At 69.8% G+C, this 22413-nt stretch carries 21 protein-coding genes; 10 read left to right on the top strand and 11 right to left on the bottom strand.

Features of this window, described 5'->3' with window-relative positions; genetic code table 11:
• Positions 1 to 4: 4 nt before the first annotated feature.
• From AC2D80_RS04270 to ntrC, 6 genes are all read left to right on the top strand, one after another.
• Positions 5 to 901 (top strand): EI24 domain-containing protein, encoded by an 897-nt coding sequence (locus tag AC2D80_RS04270; RefSeq protein ID WP_484631732.1) that lies wholly within the window; start codon positions 5 to 7, stop codon positions 899 to 901.
• Positions 902 to 906: 5 nt separating this feature from the next.
• Positions 907 to 1728, top strand: a complete 822-nt coding sequence (locus tag AC2D80_RS04275; protein WP_484631733.1) for a competence/damage-inducible protein A — start codon at positions 907 to 909, stop codon at positions 1726 to 1728.
• Between the two features lie 251 nt (positions 1729 to 1979).
• Positions 1980 to 3395, top strand: a complete 1416-nt coding sequence (glnA, locus tag AC2D80_RS04280) for a type I glutamate--ammonia ligase (RefSeq protein ID WP_484631734.1) — start codon at positions 1980 to 1982, stop codon at positions 3393 to 3395.
• 160 nt (positions 3396 to 3555) lie between these two features.
• Positions 3556 to 4062, top strand: coding sequence for a hypothetical protein (locus AC2D80_RS04285; protein WP_484631735.1), 507 nt, complete (start codon positions 3556 to 3558; stop codon positions 4060 to 4062).
• Positions 4059 to 5120: a nitrogen regulation protein NR(II) gene (glnL, locus tag AC2D80_RS04290; protein ID WP_484631736.1), complete on the top strand. Its 1062-nt coding sequence runs from the start codon at positions 4059 to 4061 to the stop codon at positions 5118 to 5120. The genes AC2D80_RS04285 and glnL overlap by 4 nt, the downstream gene beginning before the upstream one ends.
• Positions 5121 to 5169: 49 nt before the next feature.
• Positions 5170 to 6669, top strand: a complete 1500-nt coding sequence (gene ntrC / locus AC2D80_RS04295) for a nitrogen regulation protein NR(I) (RefSeq protein WP_484631737.1) — start codon at positions 5170 to 5172, stop codon at positions 6667 to 6669.
• A 101-nt stretch (positions 6670 to 6770) separates the two neighbouring features.
• Here the strand turns inward: ntrC and AC2D80_RS04300 are convergent, their stop codons facing one another.
• Genes AC2D80_RS04300 through AC2D80_RS04325 form a run of 6 tightly spaced genes read right to left on the bottom strand, consistent with a single transcriptional unit; the run spans position 6771 to position 11738 of the window.
• Entirely contained in the window at positions 6771 to 7538 is a 768-nt protein-coding gene (locus AC2D80_RS04300; protein WP_484631738.1) for an exodeoxyribonuclease III, read from the bottom strand.
• A gap of 16 nt (positions 7539 to 7554) precedes the next feature.
• Positions 7555 to 8058, bottom strand: a complete 504-nt coding sequence (locus tag AC2D80_RS04305; protein ID WP_484631739.1) for a dihydrofolate reductase — start codon at positions 8056 to 8058, stop codon at positions 7555 to 7557.
• 17 nt (positions 8059 to 8075) lie between these two features.
• The gene (locus AC2D80_RS04310; protein ID WP_484631740.1) at positions 8076 to 8984 is read right to left on the bottom strand and encodes a DMT family transporter; all 909 of its coding nucleotides are present in this window, start codon (positions 8982 to 8984) and stop codon (positions 8076 to 8078) included.
• 9 nt (positions 8985 to 8993) lie between these two features.
• Positions 8994 to 9839 carry a thymidylate synthase gene (locus AC2D80_RS04315; RefSeq protein WP_484631741.1) on the bottom strand — a complete coding sequence of 282 codons (846 nt, stop codon included), beginning with the start codon at positions 9837 to 9839 and terminating at the stop codon, positions 8994 to 8996.
• 25 nt (positions 9840 to 9864) lie between these two features.
• The gene (locus AC2D80_RS04320; RefSeq protein ID WP_484631742.1) at positions 9865 to 11289 is read right to left on the bottom strand and encodes an FAD-binding oxidoreductase; all 1425 of its coding nucleotides are present in this window, start codon (positions 11287 to 11289) and stop codon (positions 9865 to 9867) included.
• Positions 11286 to 11738 (bottom strand): DUF2069 domain-containing protein, encoded by a 453-nt coding sequence (locus AC2D80_RS04325; RefSeq protein ID WP_484631743.1) that lies wholly within the window; start codon positions 11736 to 11738, stop codon positions 11286 to 11288. The genes AC2D80_RS04320 and AC2D80_RS04325 overlap by 4 nt, the downstream gene beginning before the upstream one ends.
• Positions 11739 to 11773: 35 nt before the next feature.
• Between AC2D80_RS04325 and AC2D80_RS04330 the strand changes: the two genes are divergently transcribed.
• Entirely contained in the window at positions 11774 to 13072 is a 1299-nt protein-coding gene (locus tag AC2D80_RS04330; RefSeq protein WP_484631744.1) for a YihY family inner membrane protein, read from the top strand.
• On the opposite strand, the gene AC2D80_RS04335 is transcribed toward AC2D80_RS04330, so the two are convergent.
• The 3 genes from AC2D80_RS04335 to AC2D80_RS04345 are packed head-to-tail and all read right to left on the bottom strand — an operon-like array spanning position 13059 to position 16493.
• A complete protein-coding gene (locus tag AC2D80_RS04335; protein WP_484631745.1) occupies positions 13059 to 14303 on the bottom strand; it encodes a cytochrome P450 in 1245 nt (414 codons plus the stop codon). The two genes, AC2D80_RS04330 and AC2D80_RS04335, sit on opposite strands and share 14 nt — an antisense overlap.
• A 58-nt stretch (positions 14304 to 14361) precedes the next feature.
• Positions 14362 to 15183: an alpha/beta fold hydrolase gene (locus tag AC2D80_RS04340; RefSeq protein ID WP_484631746.1), complete on the bottom strand. Its 822-nt coding sequence runs from the start codon at positions 15181 to 15183 to the stop codon at positions 14362 to 14364.
• Positions 15183 to 16493 carry an O-acetylhomoserine aminocarboxypropyltransferase gene (locus AC2D80_RS04345; protein WP_484631747.1) on the bottom strand — a complete coding sequence of 437 codons (1311 nt, stop codon included), beginning with the start codon at positions 16491 to 16493 and terminating at the stop codon, positions 15183 to 15185. Before AC2D80_RS04345 ends, AC2D80_RS04340 begins: the two co-directional genes overlap by 1 nt.
• Positions 16494 to 16589: 96 nt before the next feature.
• Here AC2D80_RS04345 and AC2D80_RS04350 point away from each other — a divergent pair, with 96 nt between their 5' ends.
• From AC2D80_RS04350 to AC2D80_RS04360, 3 genes are read left to right on the top strand one after another with little or no spacing between them, the layout of a single operon-like run.
• On the top strand, positions 16590 to 17063 hold the full coding sequence (locus AC2D80_RS04350; protein WP_484631748.1) for a CBS domain-containing protein: 474 nt from the start codon (positions 16590 to 16592) through the stop codon (positions 17061 to 17063).
• 9 nt (positions 17064 to 17072) lie between these two features.
• On the top strand, positions 17073 to 18173 hold the full coding sequence (aroC, locus tag AC2D80_RS04355; protein ID WP_484631749.1) for a chorismate synthase: 1101 nt from the start codon (positions 17073 to 17075) through the stop codon (positions 18171 to 18173).
• Positions 18174 to 18218: 45 nt separating this feature from the next.
• Positions 18219 to 19397 (top strand): MFS transporter, encoded by a 1179-nt coding sequence (locus AC2D80_RS04360; protein WP_484631750.1) that lies wholly within the window; start codon positions 18219 to 18221, stop codon positions 19395 to 19397.
• On the opposite strand, the gene AC2D80_RS04365 is transcribed toward AC2D80_RS04360, so the two are convergent.
• Together AC2D80_RS04365 and AC2D80_RS04370 are read right to left on the bottom strand one after the other, a co-directional pair.
• Positions 19354 to 20244, bottom strand: a complete 891-nt coding sequence (locus tag AC2D80_RS04365; RefSeq protein ID WP_484631751.1) for a DMT family transporter — start codon at positions 20242 to 20244, stop codon at positions 19354 to 19356. The two genes, AC2D80_RS04360 and AC2D80_RS04365, sit on opposite strands and share 44 nt — an antisense overlap.
• A 94-nt stretch (positions 20245 to 20338) precedes the next feature.
• Entirely contained in the window at positions 20339 to 22342 is a 2004-nt protein-coding gene (locus AC2D80_RS04370) for a hypothetical protein (protein WP_484631752.1), read from the bottom strand.
• Between the last annotated feature and the right edge of the window lie 71 nt (positions 22343 to 22413).

A 22413-nucleotide genomic window follows, 5' to 3' on the forward strand; every position in this document is an offset into this window, starting at 1 on the left:
GCCGATGCGTTTGATGTTTGATGCCTTCTGGCGCGCGGTGGGCTATTGCCTGCACCCGCGCGTGATCGGCCTGTCGTTCCTCCCGGTGATCCTGATGGCGGTGGTTTCCTTCGCCCTCGGCTACTTTTTCTGGGACGCGGCGGTGGCGGGCGTGGCGGCCTGGTTTGAAGCCTTTGAGCTGGTGCAGGCCTTCCTGGGCTGGCTTGAACGCCTCGGCATGGGCTCCTTGCGCACCGTGTTCGCACCGCTGGTGGTGCTGGTGCTGGCCACGCCGGCCATCGTGTTGTTGTGTCTGCTGCTGGTGGCGGTATTCATGACGCCAGCGATGGTGGAGCTCGTGGCCCAGCGCCGGTTTGCCGCGCTGCAGCGGCGCGAAGGCGGCTCGCTGGTGGCCAGCGTCTTCTGGTCGCTCGGCTCCACGTTCGTGGCGCTGGTGGTGTTGGTCGTGTCGCTGCCGCTGTGGCTGATCCCGCCGCTGGTGCTGATCCTGCCGCCCCTGATCTGGGGCTGGCTGACCTACCGCGTGTTCGCCTACGACGCATTGGCCAGCCACGCCAGCGCCGATGAGCGTCGGCAGCTGCTGCGCGAGCACCGCGGCGCCCTGCTCGCCATGGGCGTGCTCAGCGGTTATCTCGGCGCCGCGCCCAGCCTGCTGTGGGCGTCGGGCGCGATGTTCGTCGCGCTGGCGCCGCTGCTGGTGCCCGTGGCGATCTGGATCTACACGCTGGTGTTTGCCTTCGCGTCCTTGTGGTTTGCCCACTACTGCCTGGCCGCGCTGGACGCCCAGCGGCGGGCGGCGGTTTCGCCGGCCGAGTCCCCTGCGCCGGCGCTGGATCTGCCGCCGGCCGAAGCGACCGCGTCGTCCGCGGCGCCACCCACCCCGACCCTGCCCCCGCCCTGAAAGTCATGACCGCTCCCGCTTTCGGCCTCATCGTCATCGGCGACGAAATCCTCTCCGGCAAGCGCCAGGACAAGCACCTGCCGCGCGTGATCGAGCTGCTCAAGGCCCGCGGCCTGTCGCTGGCCTGGGCGCGCGTGGTCGGGGACGACCGGCAGCGCATCACCGCAGCGTTGGCCGACGCCCTGGCCGGGACCGACATCGTGTTCTCCTGTGGCGGCATCGGCGCCACCCCGGACGACCACACGCGCCAGTGCGCCGCAGCGGCCCTGGGGCAGGATCTCGCGCTGCACCCGGGCGCCCGCGCCCTCATCGAAGAGCGCATGCGCGATGTGGCGGCCGAGCAGGGCGTGGCCTTTGAGCCCGACCGGCCCGACAACGTGCACCGCCTCAACATGGGTGTTTTTCCCGCCGGCGCCCGACTCATCCCCAACCCCTACAACAAGATCCCTGGCTTCAGCTGCGACGGTCCGAATGGCGCCACGGTGCACTTCGTGCCCGGTTTCCCGGTGATGGCCTGGCCGATGATCGAGTGGGCACTGGATACGCTCTACCCCCACCTGCACCGCCAGAACGCCGGCCGCGAGCGTTCTGTGATCGTTCAGGGCGCCATGGAGGCATCGCTCACGCCGCTGATGGAGCGCATCGAGGCGACCCACCCGGTCAAGGTCTTCAGCCTGCCGAGCGTGGACCATCCCACCTGGGGCCGCCACATCGAACTGGGCGTGAAGGGCGCTGTCGATCCGGTCGAGACGGCTTTTGCCGCCCTGTTGGAGGGCTTGCGGGCCCATGGAGCGACACTGGGCCCCGAAATGGTGCGAGATCAGTGAGCTGTTGCGGTGCAAATGCACCAAAATAATGCGTCATCGCGGATATGTGATCCCCGCGGCGGCGCGGCGGGGGCGATTGTGGCGACCGAAGGCGCCCCAAAACGGACGGTCACGCCCTGGGTCGGTGGGGTGGGTGATAATCGATCGGCTGTGCCCGAAGGGTCCGGCCCGCCGCCCCGGTCGTGGCACGGAAGCTGCTAAACCCCCGGCGTCCGTTTTTCCGATTCCAACCCCCCGTACAGGAGCATTTGATGGCCAAGACCGTCGCAGACGTGTTGCAAATGGTGAAGGACAACGACGTCAAGTTCGTCGACTTCCGCTTCACCGACACCCGTGGCAAAGAACAGCACGTCACCGTGCCGATCTCCGCCTTTGGCGAAGACAAGTTCACCTCCGGCCACGCCTTCGACGGTTCGTCCATCGCCGGCTGGAAGGGCATCGAAGCCTCGGACATGCAACTCATGCCCGACCCGAACACGGCGCGCATCGACCCGTTCTTCGAAGAGACCACCCTGTTCCTGCAGTGCGACGTGGTCGAGCCCAGCGACGGCAAGGCCTACGACCGCGACCCGCGTTCGATCGCCAAGCGCGCCGAGGCCTACCTGAAGGCTTCTGGCCTGGGCGATACCGCCTACTTCGGACCGGAACCCGAGTTCTTCATTTTTGATGGCGTGCGCTGGAGCAACGAACCCGGCAACGTCATGTTCGCCATCGACGAGTACGAAGCCCCGTGGAACAGCGGCAAGCAGCTCGAAGGCGGCAACCGCGGCCACCGTCCGACCACCAAAGGCGGCTACTTCCCCGTGCCCCCGGTCGACAGCACGCAGGACATGCGCGCCGAGATGGTGCTGATCCTCGAATCGCTGGGCATCCCGGTCGAGGTGTTCCACCACGAAGTGGCCGGCGCCGGCCAGAACGAAATCGGCACCAAGTTCTCGACCCTGGTCGAGCGCGCCGACTGGACGCAGGTCCTGAAGTACGTGGTCTGGAACGTGGCCAACGCCTACGGCAAGACCGCGACCTTCATGCCCAAGCCTTACGCGGGTGACAACGGCTCCGGCATGCACGTCCACCAGTCGATCTGGAAAGACGGCAAAAACCTGTTCGCCGGTGACGGCTACGCCGGCCTGAGCGATTTCGCCCTGTACTACATCGGCGGCATCATCAAGCACGCCCGCGCGCTCAACGCCATCACCAACCCCGGCACCAACAGCTACAAGCGCCTGGTGCCCGGCTTCGAAGCCCCGGTGAAGCTGGCCTACAGCTCGCGCAACCGCTCGGCCTCGATCCGCATCCCGTACGTGGCCAACCCGAAGGGCCGCCGCATCGAAGCGCGCTTCCCGGATCCTTCCGCCAACCCGTACCTGTGCTTCTCGGCCCTGATGATGGCCGGCCTGGACGGCGTGGAGAACAAGATCCACCCGGGCGAAGCCGCCACGAAGGACCTGTACCACCTGCCGCCGGAAGAGGACAAGCTGGTGCCGACCGTGTGCCACAGCCTCGACCAAGCGCTGGAGTACCTGGACAAGGACCGCGCGTTCCTGACCAAGGGTGGCGTGTTCACCGATTCCATGCTGGATGCCTACATCGAGCTGAAGATGGGCGAAGTCACCCGCTTCCGCATGGCGCCGCACCCGGTCGAGTACGACATGTACTACTCGCTCTGATCGCTTCGGCGCTCAGACCCGGAGCAACTCCGGAAAAGGACGGCCTCGGCCGTCCTTTTTTTTGGCCAGGGGCGAGCCCGTCGGCGCCACGCGCCGGTGGGCACTTTGCGCCCCGGCTTGGGTCATACTGCCACCTTGTCCATTTGCCACCGGAGACACCGTGCTGCCCCTGTCGATTCCCCTGATCGCCGCCGGCCTGCTGGCCGCTGCCGCGCCAGCGCAGGCCCAGGAACGCATCTACCGCTGCGGCAACGAATACACCAACAACGCGCAGGTCGCCAAGGCCAAAGGCTGCACCGTGATGGATGGCGGCAACATCACCATCATCGAGGGCACGCGGCCGTCCGGTGCCGCCGCGCCCCGGCCCGCGCCCGCCGCGGGCTCGCCGCCGCCCGCCACGCCGCGCAACGACAGCGCGGCCCAGCGCGCCCGCGACAGCGATGCGCGGGCCATTCTCGAGGCCGAACTGCGCAAGGCGCAGCAGCGGCTGGACGACGCGAAAAAGGCCTACGCCAACGGCCAGCCCGAGAAGGAGGGCATCGAGGGCCGCAATCACCAGCGCTACCTCGACCGTGTGGCCGAACTCAAGGCCGCGGTCGGCCGCGCCGAGGCCGACGTGGCCGGCCTGCAGCGCGAGCTCGGCCGGCTCGGCCCGGCGCCCCAATGAGCGCCGCGCACGGGCGATTCCACTCGCTCGACCTGCTGGCCACGCTGGTGGCCGTGGTGGACCTGCAGGGGCGTGTGCAGTTTGCCAATGCGGCGCTCGAAGATGCGCTGGGCATGTCCCGGCGCAGCATCACCGGCGCGCGCATGCAGGACTGCTTCACCGACCCGCTGCTGCTGGACAACGCCCTCACCGGCGCACGCGGCAACGAATTTGCCGCGCTGCGCTACGACGCGCACCTGCGGCGCCTCAACCACGACCCGCTGCCGGTGCACGTGGTGGTGGCGCAGACCGACAACCCGCAGGAAGTGGTCGTGGAACTGCTGCCGCTGGAGCAGCAAACCCGGCAGGAGCGCGAAGAGCGGTTGCTCGACCAGGCGCAGGCCAACAAGGAACTGATCCGCAACCTCGCCCACGAGATCAAGAACCCGCTGGGTGGCATCCGCGGCGCGGCGCAGCTGCTGCAGATGGAGCTCGATTCGCGCGAGCTCATCGAGTACACGCAGGTCATCATCCACGAAGCCGACCGTTTGCAGTCGCTGGTGGACCGGCTGCTCGCCCCGCACCGCCGGCCGCATGTCGTCGGCGATGTGAACATCCATGAGGTCTGCGAGCGTGTGCGCGCGCTGATCCTGGCCGAGTTTCCGCGCGGCTTGCGGGTGGTGCGCGACTATGACACCTCGATCCCCGAGTTTCGCGGAGACCGCGAGCAGCTCATTCAGGCGGTGCTCAACATCGCCCACAACGCGGCGCAGGCGCTGGCCGAGCGCATCGCCGCGGGCGATGCACAGATCGTCTTTCGCACCCGCGTGGGCCGGCAGGTCACCTTCGGCAAACAGCGCTATCGGCTGGCACTGGAATTGCATGTGATCGACAACGGGCCCGGCGTGCCGGACTCGATCAAGGACCGCATCTTTTTCCCGCTGGTGTCGGGGCGTGAAGGTGGTTCGGGACTGGGACTGACCCTGGCCCAGACCTTCGTGCAACAGCACCATGGCCTGATCGAGTGTGAGAGCGTGCCGGGGATGACGGACTTCAAGATCCTGATTCCGCTGCCCTGAGTTCACCCACCGACACGAGCGACGCGCCACACGAAGGGACGACCGATACATGAAGCCGATCTGGATAGTGGACGACGATCAATCCATCCGCTTCGTGCTGGAGAAGGCGCTGTTGCGCGAGAACCTGCCCACCCGCAGCTTCACCAACCCGCAGGACGTGCTCAAGGCGCTCGACGACGCCGGCGACCCCGAGGGGCCGCAGATTCTGGTCAGCGACATCCGCATGCCGGGTGGCTCCGGGCTCGATCTGCTCGAGCGGGTCAAGCAGCGCTTCCCCGGTCTGCCGGTCATCATCATGACCGCCTTCTCCGACCTCGACAGCGCGGTCAGCGCCTTCCAGGGCGGCGCCTTCGAATACCTGCCCAAGCCCTTTGACCTGCCCAAGGCAGTGGAGCTGATTCGCCGCGCGGTGGAGGAAAGCCAGCGTGAGGAAGTGGCCGAGGAGCGCTTGAGCGCCGCGCCGGAGATGCTCGGCCAGGCGCCGGCCATGCAGGATGTGTTCCGCGCGATCGGCCGCCTGAGCCAGAGCCAGGTGACGGTGCTGATCACCGGCGAGTCGGGCTCGGGCAAGGAGCTGGTCGCGCGCGCGCTGCACAAGCACTCGCCGCGCGCCGGCGGCCCGTTCGTGGCCATCAACACCGCAGCCATCCCCAAAGACTTGCTGGAATCCGAGCTGTTTGGCCACGAGCGTGGCGCTTTCACCGGCGCGCAGACGATGCGCCGTGGTCGCTTCGAGCAGGCCGAGGGCGGCACGCTGTTCCTCGACGAGATCGGGGACATGCCGTTTGACCTGCAGACCCGGCTGCTGCGCGTGCTGTCGGATGGGCATTTCTATCGCGTCGGTGGCCACAGCGCGGTGCGTGCCAACGTGCGCGTGATCGCCGCCACCCACCAGAACCTGGAGCAGCGGGTGCGCGAGGGCGGGTTCCGCGAAGACCTGTTCCACCGCCTCAACGTGATCCGCCTGCGCCTGCCGGCGCTGCGGGAGCGGCGCGAAGACATCCCGATGCTCACGCGCTTCTTCCTGCAGCAGAGCGCCAAGCAGCTCGGCGTGGAGCCCAAACGCATCGCCGAGGGTGCGTTGCGCCTGCTCAGCGCCTTCGACTTCCCCGGCAACGTGCGTCAGCTCGAGAACCTGTGCCACTGGCTGACCGTGATGGCGCCGGCGCAGGTGATCGAGGTGAAAGACCTGCCGCCCGAGGTGCTGGGCGCGCCCCTGGGTTCATCCGCTGCACCGGCCTGGGCGCCGCCCGCCGCGCCTGACGCAGCCCGCGCGGGCGAGCCCGTGCCGACGCCGGCCACCCCGAATCACGCCGCGGGCGACGACGCTGGCCCGCCCGGCTGGGAACAGGCGCTGCAGGCCGAGGCGCAGGCCTTGCTGGAGACCGGCCGCACCGATGTGTGGGACGTGTTGACCCGCCGCTTTGAAACGCGGCTGATCCAGACCGCGCTGGCCACCACCCGCGGCCGGCGGATCGAGGCCGCCCACAAGCTCGGCATTGGCCGCAACACGATCACCCGCAAGATCCAGGAACTCAACTTGGAATGACCCCCTGCGGCGCTGACGCGCCTTCCCCCTGAGAGGGGGACAGCGCCTGCGGCCCGGCGAAGCCGGTTCAGCGGTGCTTCTGGAGGGGGTGGCCCCGTGGGTTACGTGATCGTCAGCACCACGGGCGCGTGATCGCTGGGCTGCGGGTTCTTGCGCGGCGCCCGATCAATCACGCAGGCACTTGCCGCGGCCTTGAGCGCGTCGCTGATGAGGATGTGATCGATGCGCAGGCCGCGGTTCTTCTGGAAGCCCAGTTGCCGGTAGTCCCACCAGCTGAAGCTTTTGGGCGGCTGCGGGAAGAGACGGTGCGCGTCGTGCAGGCCCAGCCCGATCAGCGCGCGCAGGTGGGTGCGCTCCTCGGTGGTGCAGTGGATGGATTCCCGCAAACCCTCGGGGTCCCACACGTCGGCGTCGTCGAAGGTGATGTTGTAGTCGCCCATCAGCACCAGACGCGGGTGGCTCGCCAGCTCGGCGCGCACCCACTCGCGCAGGGCCGTGAGCCACGCCATCTTGTAGGCGAACTTGTCGCTGCCCGGCGCCTGTCCGTTGGGGAAGTAGGCGCCGATCACGCGCACGCCGTCGACGGTGCCGGCGATCACACGCGACTGCTCGTCGGCAAAGCCGGGGATGTTTTTCACCACCTCCAGCGCGGGCGCCCGGCTGATCAGGGCAACCCCGTTGTAGGTTTTCTGGCCGAACCACTGGGCCTGATAGCCCGCTTCGGCGAAGGCCGCGGCGGGGAACTTGTCGTCGGTGAGCTTGAGCTCCTGCAGCGCCAGCACGTCCACCGGATGGGCGGTGAGCCAGTCCAGCACCTGCGGCAGTCGCACGGACAGGGAGTTGACGTTCCAGGTGGCGAAGGTGGTCATGCGGTTTCTCCGCCGGTCAGGGCCGGCGCTCCAGGGTCACGAAGGCAAAGGGCAGGCCGCTGGCGGCCACCTGGGGCTCGCGCGCGGTTTCCACCCAGTCGGGCCCAAAGGCCGGCGCGTGGGCGTCGCCATCGAAGTCGCGGCCGATCTCGGTGATGACCGCTCGGTGAGCGCGCGGCAGCGCGGCGGCATACACCTGCGCGCCGCCGATCACCCACAGCTCGGCTGCGCCGTCGGCGCCAGCCTTTGCCAGCGCGTCGTCGATCGAGGTCACGCGGTGCGCGCCCTCGGCGGCCCAGGCCGCGTCGCGGGTGAGCACCAGGTTGCGCCGGCCCGGCAGTGGCCGAAAGCGCGGCGGCAACGAGTCCCAGGTGCGCCGGCCCATCAGCACCGGATGCCCCAGTGTGGTGCGCTTGAAATGGGCCAGGTCTTCGGGCAGGTGCCAGGGCAGGGCGTTGTCGCGGCCGATCACGCCATTGGCGGCGCGGGCGAGGATCAGGTGCAGGCGGGGGGTGGTCATGGCGTCGGGCCAGAAGGTCAGGGGCGAGGAGGCGCCGGATGGTCGGATTGTGCGGCCCGCGCCGGCCACAGCACCGCCGCAATCGCCAGCATGACAAAGCCCACCGCCACCCAGTCCTGCCAGTGCGGCACCTCGCCGACGATGAGGGCGGCGCTGAGCGTGCCCACCAGCGGGATGGCCATCACGCTCATGGCACTGGTGGCCGGTGGCAGGTCGCGCGCCAGACCGAACCAGATCAACTGTGCCACGCCGTAGTTGATGAGCACGCCGTACGCCAGGCTCAGCCACATCGGCGCGGTGAAGCTCGACACCGCCGGCAGCGGCTCCAGCGCCAGCGCCAGCACCCACAGCACCGCGCTGCCGAGCAACAGCATCCAGACCGTGACGACCATGGCCGACAGCGTGAGTCGCGCGCGGCGGAACAGCAGCGTGCCCCAGGCCCAGCAGACCGCCGCCCCCAGCATCCAGGCCACGCCGGCCGGACGCCCGCTCAGGCGCTGCAGTTCGTGCCACAGCAGCAGGCCGATTGCCGCGCCCGCGGCCAGCACGGCCAGCCGCACGCGCGGTGTGATGCGCTCACCGAAGAACAGCGCGCCGATCAGCACGGTGAAGATCGGCATGGTGAAGCCCAGGATGGCGGCGCGACCCGAGGCCAGCGCCTGCACACCGAAGATCGACAGCGTGTGCCAGCCCAGCACGTTGGGCAGACCGAGCGCGGCGATCGTGGCCCACTCGGTGCGCGTGGGCCACATCCGTTCACCGCGCCGCGCCACATAGACAAACAGCCAGGCCGCGCCGAGCAGCATGGTGCTCGCCCGGAACATGAGTGGCGTCATCTGCTGCAGCGAGAGCTTCATCATCGGCCAGTTCACGCCCCACATCAGCGTGAGCGCGACCAGCCCGATCAGCTGCGGGCGACTGAGCACAGCCGCGCCTCAGACCGCCACCGGCGCCTTGATGACGGGGTGGTGCTGGTAGTCGAGGATCTCGAAGTCGTCGAGCTCGTAGTCGAAGATCGACGGCGGGCGGCGCTTGATGCGCAGCGTGGGGTAGGGGTGCGGCGTGCGCGAGAGCTGCAGCTCCACCTGCTCGCGGTGGTTGCTGTAGATGTGGCAGTCGCCGCCGGTCCAGATGAACTCACCCACGTCGAGATCACACTGCTGCGCCAGCATGTGGGTCAGCAGCGCGTAGCTGGCGATGTTGAACGGCACGCCCAGAAAGATGTCGGCGCTGCGCTGGTACAGCTGGCAGCTCAGCGTGCCCCGGCCGCCCGGCGCGGTCGGCGGCGCCACGTAGAACTGGAAGAACGCGTGGCAGGGCATCAGCGCCATCTTGCCCAGGTCGGCCACGTTCCAGGCGCTGACGATGATGCGGCGTGAGTCGGGTGTGGTCTGGAGCTGCTTGACCACCTCGGCGATCTGATCGATGTGGCCGCCCTCGGGCGTCGGCCAGCTGCGCCACTGCACGCCGTACACGGGCCCAAGGTCGCCGTCCGGGCCGGCCCACTCGTCCCAGATGGTGCAGCCGCGCTCCTGCAGCCACTTGACGTTGCGGTCGCCGCGCAAGAACCACAGCAGCTCCACGATGATGGCCTTGGTGAAGACCTTCTTCGTGGTCACCAGCGGGAAGCCCTCGCGCAGGTCGAAGCGCATCTGGTGGCCGAACACGCTGATCGTGCCGGTGCCGGTGCGGTCGGTCTTGGTGACGCCGGTCGTGTAGACGTGGCGCATGAAGTCTTCGTACTGCGAGCGCACGGGGCGGTGGGCGAGGGTGTCGGTCATGGTGGTGGGGGGGGACGGTGCCCGGTCAGGCCAGCACGCGGCCCGGGTTGAGCCGACCGGCCGGGTCGAGCGCGGCCTTGACGGCGCGCATCATGTCGAGCGCGACCGGGTCTTTGTAGTGGGGCAGGCAGGCGGCCTTGAGGCTCCCCACGCCGTGTTCGGCGCTGATCGAGCCCCCGTGGGCAGCCACGGCGTCGTAGACCAGCTGGTTGACCCGGGCTTCCTGTTCGGCGAGAAAGGCGCGCGCGTCGCCACCGGCCGGCGCCTGCACGTTGTAGTGCAGGTTGCCGTCGCCCAGGTGGCCGAAGTTCACCAGGCGCACGCCGGGGATCTCGCGCGAGAGCCGGGCGTCGGTCTCGTCGCAGAACGCCGGAATGCGCGAGACCGGCAGGCTGATGTCGTGTTTGATGTTCAGGCCTTCCTCGGCCTGCGCCAGCGGGATGCCTTCGCGGATGTGCCAGAGCGCCTGCGCCTGCGCCATCGATTCGGCGACCACGGCGTCGCTCACCAGTCCGCGCTCCAGCGCCGCCTCAAGCAGGCCCTCGAAGGCGCCGCGCGCGTGCGCCTCGCCCTCGCTGTCGCTGTTTTCCAGCAGCACGCAATAAGGATGGTCCTGCCACAGCGGCACACGCAGCTGCGGCAGGTGGCGCGCCACCAGCGAGAGGGCAAACCGGCCCATCACCTCAAAGCCGGTCAGCCCGGCGGCCAGACGCTGCTGCGCCAGGCCCAGCAGATCGACCGCGGCCTGCATCGACGGCACGGCGGCCCAGGCGGTGAGCGTGGCCGCGGGGCGCGGGAAGAGCTTGAGCGTGGCGGCGGTGATGACGCCCAGCGTGCCTTCGCTGCCGATGAACAGGTCGCGCAGGTCGTAGCCGGTGTTGTCCTTGCGCAGGCCGGACAGGCCGTGCCAGATATCGCCCGACGCCGTCACCACCTCCAGCCCCAGGCAGAGGTCGCGCGCGTTGCCGTAGCGCAGCACCTGCGTGCCGCCGGCGTTGGTGGCCAGGTTGCCGCCGATGGTGCAACTGCCCTCGGCGGCCAGGCTGAGCGGGAACAGCAGGCCGGCGGCCTCGGCGGTTTCCTGCACGGCCTGCAGCACACAGCCGGCCTCCACCGTGAGGGTGAGGTTGGCGCGGTCCAGCGCCCGCACGCGGTTGAGCCGCTGCAGGCTCAGGACCACCTGCCGGCCGCTGTCGTCCGGCACGGAGCCGACCACCAGCCCGGTGTTGCCGCCCTGCGGCACCAGGCTCACGCCGGCCGCGGCGCAGGCCCGCACCACCGCGGCCACCTCGTCCGTGGTGCCCGGCCGGGCCACGGCCAGCGCGCGCCCGCGGGCGCGGTGGCGCCAGTCCTGCTCGAAGCCCGTCAGGTCGTGGCGGTCGGCGGTCAGCACGTGATCGGCGCCGAGCGCGGCGCGCAGCGCGTCGATCAGGTCGCCAGGGGTGCTCATCGCTGGACCGCCCGCTCCGCGGCCTCGGCGGCGGCCGCCGCATCGGCAGCGACCGCGTCGCGCCCGGCGGCCTTCAGGCGGATGCGCACGTGCAGCGCGCAGGCCACGAACAGGCTGATGCACAGCGCCGTCTGCAGCAGCGCCATCAACACCGACGGCGCGCTCTCGCCGCTGGTGGCCCGCACGACACCCTCCGTGAAGTACAGCCACACGATCAGGCTGACCCAGCGGTAGGTGTACATCCGGTTCTTCAGCAGGCCGGCCAGCGGAATGGCCAGCGGCAGCACCTTGAGCGCCCACCACGAGCCGCCCGGGCGCAGCGGCGCCACCCACATTTCCCAGGCCAGACCCACCGCGATGAGGCCCAGCAGGCTGCCCACCGCGAGCCAGCGGGTGGTGTGGACAGACGCGGGGGGCGCGGCGGGCGGGGTGGCGGGCGTGGCGGTCATCAAAGCCTCGTAAAGTGGGCTGGCATGATACCGGGATGAACCTGTCCGAGCGGCGCGCCGCGGCCGAATCCCTGCTGCGCGATTTCTGGCGCAATGCCCTGAATTTCCCGTGGCGCAACACCGCGCTCACGCTGCGCGAGCGCTTCCGCGAAGACCAGCTGGGGGTGACCGCCAGCAGCCTGACCTTCACCACCACCATCGCGCTGGTGCCGCTGTTCACCGTGGTGCTGGCCGTGTTCAGCGCTTTCCCGGTGTTTGACCGGCTGCAGATCACGCTGCAGCGCTGGCTGGTGCAGAGCCTCGTGCCGGAGAACATCGCGCGGCAGGTGCTCACCTACCTCAGCCAGTTTGCGGCCAAGGCGGGGCAGATGGGGTCGGCTGGCGCTATCGTGCTGCTGATCAGCGCGCTGGCGCTCGTGCTCACGATCGACCGCAAACTCAACGACATCTGGCGCGTGCGCCAGCCCCGGCCGCTGGCGCAGCGCGTGCTGGTGTATTGGGCGGTGCTCACCCTGGGGCCGCTGCTGCTGGCCGGCAGTGTGGCGGTCACCTCTTACGCGCTCACGGCCTCGCGCAGCGTGAATGGCAGTTTTGCCGGCACCGCGCGGCTGTTGCTGGATTCGCTGCAGTTTGTGCTGGTGGCCGGCGGCGTGGCGGCGTTGTACCGCTATGTGCCCAACACGCGGGTGCAATGGACCCACGCCCTGGTCGGCGGTGGGTTTGTGGCGGTGGCGCTGGAGTTTGCCAAGGGCGCGCTCACCTGGTACATCAAACAAGTGCCCACGTTTTCGGTGGTGTACGGCACCTTCGCGACCGTGCCGATCCTGCTGGTGTGGTTTTACGTGGCGTGGGTGATCGTGCTGCTGGGTGCGGTCGTCTCGGCCTACCTGCCCAGCCTGCTCACCGGCGTGGCGCGGCGCGGCGACACCCCGGGCTGGCGCTTTCAGCTGGCGCTGGAGGTGGTGGAGCGCCTCCGGCCGGGGGGCACGGATGCGCCGCGCGGCCTCAGTCTGGCCGCGCTGGCACAGGCCCTGCGCGTGGACGCGCTGCAGCTCGAGGAGCCGGTGGCGGTGATGGTGGCGCTGGACTGGCTGGGCCGGCTGGATGAGCCGGGCGAGCGTTATGTGTTGCTGGTGGACCCGGTGGACACGCCGGTGGCGCCGCTGGTGGAACGACTGCTGCTGGCCCGACAACCGAGCACCCTGCGCTTCTGGGATCGCAGCCAGTGGACCGGTTTGTCGCTGGCCGAGGCGATCACCACCGGCCTGCTGCCGCCGGACGCGCCGCCACGGGCGCAGGCTGACGCTGCCGCGGCGCCGGTCATCCCGCGCTGAACGGCGCCGCCAGAAAGCCCCGGAAGCGCGCCCGGCCGCCGCGCGTGGGCGTGGCGGTGAGCCGCCAGCCCGGGAACCGGGCGAGGAACCGCCCGATCGCTACCCGCCCCTCCAGCCGCGCCAGGCTCAGGCCGGCGCACTGGTGGATGCCGAAACCGAACGCGAGGTGCCGGTTGGGCTCGCGGTCCAGGCGCAGCGTGTCGGGTTCGTCAAACACCGCGGGGTCCCGGTTGGCCGCGCCAATGCCCAGCGTGATCCGCGTGCCCGCCGGCAAGGCCACGCCACCGACCACGGCGTCGCGCGCCGCCCGGCGGTTGCCCAGCTGGTTCGACGACTCGAAACGCAGGAACTCGTCGACCGCCCGGTCCAGGGCGGCGGTGGGGTCGGCCTCGGCGAGGGTGTGCTGCAACCGGGCTTGCGCTGCGGGGTGTTCGGCCAGCGCCACCAGGGCATTGCCGATGAGGTTGGTGGTGGTCTCGTGCCCGGCGTTGAGCAGGAAGATGCAGTTCTGCAGCAGCTCGGTCTCGCTCAGGCGCTCGCCGCCTGACTCGCCCTCGATCAGGCGGGTCAGCACATCGTGGCGCGGGTCGCCCGGGGCGCGCCGGCGCCGCGCCACCAGCGTGCGCAGGTAGTCGCTCATGTCGGTGACGGCGCGGTGGCCCCGGTCGGCCTGGGCGGGTGTGAGCGTCGGCTCCAGCGCACCCAGAATGGCCAGCGACCATTCGCGCAGCGGGCCGCGCTCGTCCACCGGCACCCCGAGCAGGTTGCCGATGATGTCCACCGGGATGGCCGCCGCGAAGTCTTCGATCAGGTCGCCGCCGCCCTGCATCGCGAGGCGGTCGAGCAGGCGGTCGACCAGCGCCACCAGGCCGTCCTCCATGTCGGCGATCGCGCGGCGCGTAAGGGCGCCCATGATCAGGCCGCGCACGCGGGTGTGCAGCGGCGGATCGTTGAACACCAGGCTGGTGGTGTGGTGGGTGTAGAGCGGCGAGCCGGCACCGTACTTGGGCGCGAATTCCTCGCGCTTGTCGGACACGAAGGTGGCCGCGTCGCGGTACACGGCCACGAGATCGGCCCAGCGCGTCAGCAACACCGAGCCGTCGGGCAGCGTCCGCACCGGGCTGCGCTCGCGCAGCGCGGCGTACACGGGGTACGGGTTGGCCAGGAAGTCCGCCGGCAGGGCGCGCAGGTCGAAGTCTTGCGCGATGACGGCGGCCCGGCGCGCGCTCATCGGCGGGGTGATCGCGCCAGCGGTCACCGGCCCGCGGTCGCCGCTGTCTGCCACCCCGTCAACCCTGCCGAAGGAAAGCCAGCAGCGCGGCCAGCGTGGCGTCCGGCGCCTCGGTCATCTGGTGGTGACCCACCGGCACCGTGGCGACGGTGAACCGCCGTCCCGCGGACTGCGCGGCACGGATCAGGCTTTGTGCGGCCTTGGGGTGGGTCATCTGGTCCTGCTCGCCCAGCACGAACAGGACCGGGCAGGCGACGGCGGCGATCGCGGCTTCGCCATTGGCGTAGCTGTCGCAAGCGACGAAGCCGCGGTGGAACACGTTGACCACCGGGTTGCTGCGAAGCACCCGCCGGCCCAGCGCCATGCCGGCGCCAAAGACCCAGGTGCCCGGACCCAAGGCAGAGGGGGGCGCTGCCAGTGTGCTGCGACTGAACACATTGACCATGCGCAGCGCCTTCTCCGGCTCATGGAGCGACGCCTCGATGAGCGCCGGAGATACCTTCATCGGGAAGGCGGTGCCCACCAGCACGAGATGGGTGATGCGCTCGCCCAGCCGCGCGGCGGCTTCCAGCGCGATCAGCGAGCCCCAGCTGTGGCCCACGAGCGCCGCGCGCGCCACGCCCGCGGCGTCCAGCAGCGCGCCGATGAAATCCGCTGCGGCTTCCACCGACGCCGGCGCCTCGCCGCCACTGCGGCAATGCCCCGGCAGATCCACCGCCAGCACGTTGAAGCCGTGGTGGGCAAGGTAGCGGCTTTGCAGAATCCAGACGCTGTGGTCGTTGAGCACGCCGTGGATGAACACCACGGTGGGTTTGGCGGCGTCGAAAGGCTTGCCGCCGGTGTAGCAGTAGGTGGTGGCGCCATTGACGGTGAGTTCCATCACGCACCTGCCTTTTCCGCCGCCTTGAGCGCGCGTTTGAGGTCGTCGATCAGGTCGTCCGCGTCTTCCAACCCGATCGACAGCCGGATGGTGCCCGGGCCGATGCCGGCGCCGGCCAGGGCCTCGTCGCTCATGCGGAAGTGGGTGGTGCTGGCGGGGTGGATCACCAGCGAGCGGCAGTCGCCGACGTTGGCCAGGTGGCTGAAGATTTTCAGCGCTTCGATGAAGGCGCGGCCCTGAGCGCGCGAGCCCCGGATGTCGAAGCTGAACACCGAGCCCGCGCCGCGCGCGCCGAAGCGCAGCAGCTGGTTGGCCAGCGCGTGGCTCGGGTGCGACTCGATCAGCGGGTGGCCCACGCGGCCGACCAGCGGGTGGCTCGCCAGGAACTGCACCACCTTCTCGGTGTTGCTCATGTGGCGCTCCATGCGCAGCGACAGCGTCTCGATGCCTTGCAGGATGAGCCAGGCGGTGTGGGGGCTCATGCAGGCGCCGAAGTCGCGCAGGCCCTCGCGCCGGGCCCGCAGCAGAAAGGCGCCCACCGTGGATTCCTCGGTGAACACCATGTGGTGGAAGCCTTCGTAGGGCTGGCTGAGTTCGGGGAAGTGGCCGGCGGCTTCCCAGTCGAAGCTGCCCCCGTCGATCAGCACGCCGCCAATGACCGTGCCGTGGCCGCTGAGGAACTTGGTCGCCGAGTGATAGACGAGGTCGGCGCCCAGCTCCAGCGGCTTGACGAGGTAGGGCGTGGTCAGGGTCGAGTCGACCAGCAGCGGCACCCGGGCTTCGTGGGCGATCTGCGCGACCGTCGGGATGTCCAGGACGTCCAGTCCCGGGTTGCCGACCGTCTCGCCGAAAAACAGCTTGGTGTTGGGCCGCACGGCCGCCCGCCACCCGTCGATGTCGCCCGGCTTGACGAAGGTGGTCTCGATGCCGAAGCGGCGCATCGTGTAGTGCAGCAGGTTCTGGCTGCCGCCATACAGCGCGGTGCTGGCCACGATGTGCGAGCCGGCGCCCATGAGCGTGGCCACCGCGAGGTGCAGCGCCGCCTGGCCGCTGGCCGTGGCGATGGCGCCGATGCCGCCTTCGAGGGCCGCCATGCGCTGCTCGAAGACCGCGTTGGTCGGGTTGCTGATGCGGCTGTAGACGTGGCCGGCGCGTTCCAGGTTGAACAGCGCCGCGGCATGGTCGCTCGATTCGAAGACGAACGAGGTGGTGAGGTGGATGGGCACGGCGCGCGCGCCCGTGGTGGGGTCGGGGCTGGCGCCCGCGTGAAGCGCGAGCGTGTCAAAGCCGGGGTCGGCGTGGCCTGCCATGGCGGGGTTCCTCGGTGTGGTTTTGCGTTTTATTGTGGGCTATATTGGCCTCCCCATCGTTTGCGCGGGCGACACCGCGGCCCCGAGGAGCACCACATGAAAGTCAGCGACATCCTGCGCGTCAAGGGCGGCACGCTCTACACCGTGTCCCCCGATGAAACCCTGGAACGGGCGGTCGAGACGATGGCCCAGTACGACATCGGCTCGCTGGCCGTGATGGAGCACGGCGAGCTGGTGGGCATGCTGACCTTCCGCGAGGTCATCCACACCCTGGCCCGCAACGGCGGCCAGCTCGGCGGCAAGGTGGTGCGTACGGTGATGGACGACCACCCCATGAGCTGCACGCCCGGCACGGAGCTGGAGCAGGTGCGTCCCATGATGCTGGAGAAACACACCCGCTACATGCCGGTCATGGACAACCGCATGCTGATGGGCGTGATCAGTTTCTACGACGTGGCCAAGGCGGTCGTGGACAGCCAGAACTTCGAGAACAAGATGCTCAAGGCCTACATCCGCGACTGGCCCGAGGAAGAGCCGGCGGGCGAGACGGCACCTGGCGCTCGGGGATAATCGGGCCGCATGAGCGGCAACACACTCGGCACCCTGTTTTGCGTCACCAATTTCGGTGAATCCCATGGCCCGGCCATCGGTTGCGTGATCGACGGCTGCCCACCGGGCCTCTCGCTGACCGAGGCCGACATCCAGACCGATCTGGACCGCCGCCGCCCCGGCACCAGCAAGTTCGTCACCCAGCGCAACGAGCCCGATGCCGTGGAGATCCTCAGCGGCGTTTACGAGGGGCTCACCACCGGCGCGCCCATCGCCCTGCTGATCCGCAACACGGATCAGCGCAGCAAGGACTACGGCGACATCCTGCGCACCTTCCGCCCGGGCCACGCCGACTACACCTACTGGCAGAAATACGGCATCCGCGACCCGCGCGGCGGCGGACGCAGTTCGGCGCGGCTGACCGCGCCCACCGTGGCGGCCGGCGCGGTGGCGCGCAAGTGGTTGCGCGAGCGCTTCGGTGTCGACATCCGCGGCTGCATGACGCAGATCGGCGAGGTGGCGATTCCCTTTGAGTCGTGGGACCACGTGCCCAACAACCCCTTCTTTGCCCCGGTGGCCGACGTGTCGGCGCTGGAGGACTACATGACCGCCCTGCGCAAGCGCGGCGACTCCTGCGGCGCGCGCCTGCGCGTGACCGCCACCGGCATGCCGCTGGGCCTCGGAGAGCCACTCTACGACCGGCTCGACGCGGACATCGCCCACGCGATGATGGGTCTCAACGCGGTCAAGGGCGTGGAGATCGGCGCCGGTTTCGCCAGCGTGACCGACCTCGGCAGCACCCACGGCGACAGCCTCACGCCCGATGGCTTCGCGGCCAACAAGGCCGGCGGTGTGCTCGGTGGCATCAGCACCGGCCAGGACCTGGAGGTGTCGATCGCCATCAAGCCCACGAGCTCGATCCTGGTGCCGCGCGACACCATCGACACCGGGGGCACGGCCACGGAGGTCATCACCAAGGGTCGCCACGACCCTTGTGTGGGCATCCGCGCCACGCCGATCGCCGAGGCGCTGCTGGCGCTGGTGGTCATGGACCACGCGCTGCGCCACCGCGCGCAGTGCGGCGATGTGACGCCGCCCACACCCGACATCGCCGCCCGCGGCCGCGGCTGAGCCACGGGCGCGTCGACACCGCCGTCGGGCTTCTCGGGAGCGCGCGTGACGCAGCGTCACCATCTGCTGGCCTTTTCGGCCCTGAGCGCGAGCTATTTCGCGCACATCGGTTTCTTCAATCCCTACCTGCCGTTGTGGCTCAAGGACCTGGGCTTCAGCCTGCTGGCCATCAGCGTGCTGACCTCGGTGCAATCGGCCACGCGCCTGTTTGCGCCCTACGGCTGGGGGTGGCTGAGCGATCACACGGGCGACCGCGTGCGGCTGCTGCGGTACGGCGCCACCGCGGCGCTGGTGGTGTCGCTGGGCCTGTGGTTCGACCTGGGCATGACCGGGGTGTTCGTCGTGCTGCTGCTTATGTTCGCCCACACCAGCGGCATGATGCCCATGAGCGAGGCCGCGCTGGCCGCCGTGGTCAGCCGCGAAGGCGCGTTCGACGCCGCCCGCTACGGGCGCGTGCGGGTGTGGGGATCGCTGGGGTTTCTGGTGACGGTGGTGCTGGCAGGTGCGTGGTTCGAGCACTTCGGCCTGGGCGGCTTTCCGGGCTGGACGCTGGCCACGCTGGCGGCGGTGGCGCTCAGCGCCTGGGCCCTGCCGTCGGCGCGCGAACCCGTGGTGCCGGTGCACGAGCGCGCGCGCATCGCGCCGGTGCTGCGCCAGCGGCGGGTGCGCTGGTTCTTCGCGGCGGTGTTCTTCCACATCCTCGCCCACATCTTCATCTACATTTTTTTGTCGCTCTACCTGGACTCGCTGGGCTACAGCAAGACCGTGATCGGCCTGCTCTGGGCGCTGTCGGTGGCGATCGAGGTGGCGTGGTTCTTCACGCAGGGCCGCTGGCTGCCGCGGCTCACGCTGCCCGGCTGGCTGGTGTTGGCCGCGGCGCTGATGGCGCTGCGCATGGGCATGACCGCGGGCTGGCCGCAGGTGGTGGGGGTGCTGGTGCTGGCGCAGGCGCTGCACGCCATCACCTTCGCCGCGCACCACACGGTCTGCATCGCCTGGATCACCGCCCATTTCCCGGGCACGCTGCGCGGCCGCGGGCAGGCGCTGTACACGGTGGTGGGCTATGGCCTGCCGGGCGTGGTGGGCGGCGTGGGCGGCGGACTGCTGAGTTCGGCCGCCGGGCTGGCCAGCGTCTTCTGGCTGGCCGCGGCTTGCGCGGTGGTGGCGGCGATGTGCGCGCTCAGGCTGTGGGCGCTGCAGCGCCGCTTCGGCGCCAGGGGATGAAGCCGGTCACCAGCGCGGTGGCCAGCAGCACCAGCGCGCCACCGGCAAAGATGCCCGGCGACACCGCCTCGCCCAGCAGCCAGTGTCCCCAGGTCACGCCGAACACCGGGATCAGGAAGGCCGGGCTGGCGGCTGCCACCGGCGAGACGTGGCGGATCAGCCGCAGGTGGATCCAGTACGCCAGACCGGAGGTCACGACGCCCAACACCGCCATCGCGCCCAGGGCCAGTGGCGTGGGCTGGGCGGCCGGCAGCATCCACAGCGCACCCGGTGTGACCACGACCAGCGACGCGGCATGGATGCCAGCCGCAATCGACAGGGGGGCCAGGCGCGTCGTGGCGCGTTTCATCAGCGGCGTGGACAGGCCGTAGCACGCGGCCGCGCCGAGGCAGGCCAGTGCGGCCAGCAACGTGGGCGTGTCGGGCTGCACCGGACCCAGCCGCACAATCAGCGCCACGCCGGCAAAGCCGCAGGCGCAGCCCAGCACTTGCCGCAGCCGCAGGCGGTCTTCGCCCAGCGCCGCGCTGGCGAGGCAGGAAAACAGCACCACCGTGGTGTTGAGCAACGCGCTGTAGCCCGATGGCAGCCGCAGCGCGGCCCAGGCGTACAACAGGAACGGCGCGGCCACCGAGAGCAGCCCGAGCAGCGTGAGTTCGCGCCACTGGGCCCAGGGCCAGTCGTGTCGCAAGGCGCGCATGATCAGCGCCAGCGTGAGCGTGGCCAGCGCGATGCGCCCGCCGGCCAGCACCCACGGCCCCAGCGCGGGGCTGGCGATGCGCAGGAACAGGAAGGACGCGCCCCACAGGGCAGACAGACCGAGCAGCTGGACGAAATGGCGGGTGTGCACCGCCCGATTGTCCCGGCGCGTCGGGGGACACGTGTCCCCCGGGGTGTCGCGCGGCGGACGCGGCGCCGGCCGGCCCGGCCGGGGGCCGGTGAACTCAGTGCATCCGCTCGACGTGCAGCACGGCGCAGGGGACGCGGGTGTCCACCCAGTCGGTGTGGTTCATCGGCGATCCCCAGACCGCCTGCGCGCTGGCGTTTCCTGGTCGTCCGGCCCGCCGTATCCACAGGTGGACCGACACGTTGAACGAATAGCCGCTGGTGCTGCTGCCGGTGACATACAGCGCCAGCGCCCGGTCGTCACCCAGGGGCGCGGGCAGGCCGTCGCCGAAGTCGAGTCTGTCCACGGGCAGGAAGGTCGCGCCGTAGGTGTCCTTCACCCAGGCCCAGGCCTCGTCGGGTACGCGGCACTTGATCACGCCGCCCACCCGTTTGCCGCAGATCAAAGCCTCGGAGCGCAGCGCCTCCCGCAGCGCGCGGTCGAAGCGCTGACGGAACTGCTGGGCCACGACGATCGCCCGCAGGTCGGCGCGCAGCGCCCTGAGCGCGTCCTCGGCGGCGGCCACATCGTGCCGGGCACTGACTTCATCCAGGCGAGGCTGTTCGATCGATGGGCTCAGGCGTTCCAGGTGCGCCTGGCAGTCGGCCAGCGCAGCGGGAGCCGCGCCGAGCAGCTGGGCGCGTTCGAGGGTGTCCCGCAGCTCATCCCGAACGAACCGGACGGTGTCTCGCAGTCCCTCATCGATCACCTCCTCGACGTCGGCGTCGGTCCAGTCATCGGCGGCGCTGTCCGCTTCCTGTGGTGGGTTGGCCTGGGGCTCGGCGCGTGCCGCTGGCGCGGTCCGCCGCGCCCGCCGCGTGGCATTCACCGCCGCCGCGATCCGCGGCCTGTCCAGGGGCCTGCGCGCGCCGTCTGGCGCGTCATCCTGGCTGATCCAGCGCACCAGCCATTCGACAGACCGTGCGTGAACCGGATCCGACGGGGACGATGCCAGCGCCGTCGGCGTGGGGGCTCCGGAGGCGCCGGCTGGCGCGTGTGGCGATGCCTGGGTGCGCGGTGGGCCGTCCCGCTCGGCGCGTGCGATGTCGTTTCGCCACCGCTGTTCGCTCTGGCGGTTGGCCTTGAGGGTGGTTGCGTCCATGCGAACACCGCGTGCCAGGGCCGCGAAGCTGGCGCTGGCGACCGCCTTGAGTCGCTGCTGCACGAGGCTGAGCTCGTCGTCGACCGCTTTCCTCACGACATCTTCCCGATCGTCCGCCTGCGCGACCGCGCCCGCGCCCAGGGCGTTGACCGCCTGCAGGCTGCGCCAGACAACCGCGCAGCGCGTCGCGGGCAGGTGGGTGGCCAGTCGTGCGGTCAGTTGCGTCATGGACTCCTCCACGATCCGCTTGATGACGGCGGGCGTCAGGGCGCGCAGCGTGTTCAGGTAGTCCGCCGACGGCGCGTGTTCCAGCGACAAGGCGGTTTCGTACAGCACCTGGCCGGTCGGTGTCTTGATCCCCCAGCCGAGTTGCCGTTGGAGGGGCGCGATGACCTCGAACAGGCTGGGAAAGGCGTGCGCTTCGTTTATCCACACGTTCTGGCAACCCGCCTCGAGCACCACGGTTTGCAGCATGATGTCTTGCAGCGCATCGGGGACCAGCACCGCATGCCGGGCCAGTGCGCCGATGTGCTGCCGGAGCTGCGTCAGCAGGCTTTCCCTGCCGGCCTGCGGCGCTCGGGGATAGAACACCTGGTCGCCCTGCCATCCCAGGTATCGATCCACGATCGATTGGATGGCCTGCTCCCGCTGCGCGCGAAACGCCGGCGGTTCGCTGAAATGGGCCAGCGCCAGGTAAGCCTCAAATTGCAGCGCTTCGCGCATGCCGGGCTTCTTGCCCTCCGCCGGCAGGCTGCACAGCAACGCCGCAGCCTCCCCGTCGATGCGGGTGCGTTCCGCGGCATCGAGCCCCGGGTAATCGGTGGCGAGGATCACCTGGATCAGCTTTTTCCGGTAACCGGCGGCACCCTGGTCGAGATGGGTCGTGACGTCGGTGATCGCGAAGAACTGGGCGATCCAGGGCAGCGGCTGCTGCGGGGCGTAGGTCAGTTGGGCGTACATGATGGTGGAGGGGCAGAGGTCCCGATCCTCTGCCCACCGCCCACCGACGGCCATCAGTTCGTGAGCCCAGT

The sequence above is a fragment of the Hydrogenophaga sp. T66 genome (assembly GCF_057219855.1).